This is a genomic window from Falsiroseomonas oryzae, assembly GCF_027856955.1.
Lineage (GTDB): Bacteria > Pseudomonadota > Alphaproteobacteria > Acetobacterales > Acetobacteraceae > Falsiroseomonas > Falsiroseomonas oryzae.
This window is the reverse complement of the sequence record NZ_JAPSMD010000814.1, coordinates 1-1,245: the sequence shown is the minus strand read 5'-3', so window position 1 is coordinate 1,245 and position 1,245 is coordinate 1. Positions and strand designations below refer to the sequence as shown.

At 76.2% G+C, this 1,245-nt stretch carries 1 protein-coding gene; it reads right to left on the bottom strand.

Features of this window, described 5'->3' with window-relative positions; genetic code table 11:
• On the bottom strand, window positions 1–1,245 hold a 1,245-nt coding region (locus OZN99_RS31920), incomplete at both ends, for a UvrD-helicase domain-containing protein (RefSeq protein ID WP_270939206.1).

Below are 1,245 nucleotides of genomic sequence, written 5' to 3'. Positions count from 1 at the left end.
CCGAAGGCGACGCGCAGGCCGCGCGCGGCCAGCGCCTCCGCGACACGGCGCGCGCCGTCATTGGTGCGGCAGAGCACGGCGATGTCCCCGCCCCGCAGCGGCCCGGGCTCGCGGCGCCCCTCGCTCGTCAGCCGCCAGGCGGCGCGGTTCGCGAGCATGTCTGCCACGCCGGCCGCGATCGCCCTCGCGTCGTCGGTCTGGTTCTTCGACTGCAGCCGCCAGAGCTGCGGGGCGGGCGGCTGACCGGCGCCGTCGCCGCGACGCGCGACCACCTCCACCTGCCCGCGCGGGATGCCGGGGAAGGCGTCACGGAAGACCGCGTTGCAGAAGGCCACGAGGCCGGGGCGGGAGCGGAACATCTCGCGCAGCGGCTCCGCCCGGCCGCCGGTCGCGCCGGGCACGGCGGCCGCGACCTGCGCCATCAGCTCCGGGTCGGTGCCGCGGAAGCCGTAGATCGCCTGCTTCGGGTCGCCCACCCAGGCCGAGCGACGCATCAGCCGCGCCATGCGCAGGAAGAGCGCCAGCTGCATCGGGCTCGTGTCCTGGAACTCGTCCACCAGCAGCATCGTGCTGTCCTGCGCGATGCGGGCCGCGATGGCGGGATCGTCGAACAGCGCAAGCGCCTCGGCCTCCTGGTCGGCGAAGTCCACCAGGCCGCGCGCCGCCTTGAAGTCCTGCCACGCCTCCATCGCCTCCGCCGCGCAGGCGAAGACGCCTTCGATGAAGGAGGCCAGGTCCTCGCGCAGGCGGGGATGGTGGCGATGTGCCGCCGCGGCCGCGTGGACGGGGGCGATCGTCGTGCGGCTCGGGGCGTTCACCTTGAGCTTGGCGAGCTTCGCCCAGAGCGGCCAGGGCAGCGGGCCGTCCTCCATCGCCTCGGCCGCCTCGCGCAGCGTCTCGACCGCCGCCTTCGTGTCGGCGCCCTTGTCGCCGCCGGGCAGCGCGCCGAGCGCGGTCCGCACGGCCGCCTCCAGCGCGTCATCCAGTGCCGCCACGCTGCCGGCCGCCGGATCCAGCGCGGCCAGCAGGCCGTCGCGCGACCGCATGGCGGAGGCGGCGAGATCGGCCGCCGCGATCCCGTTCTGCCGCGCGAGGTCCACGATCGCGCCGGCCATGCGGCGCCAATCGGGGCGCCGCTCCTCCTCCTCGCCGGGGCGGAGCGGGCGGTCGTGGCCAAAGCGCTGCGCCAGCGCGTTGAGCCGCACGGCATGGCGGCCGATCGCCGCGTCGGCGGCGATGCGGAAC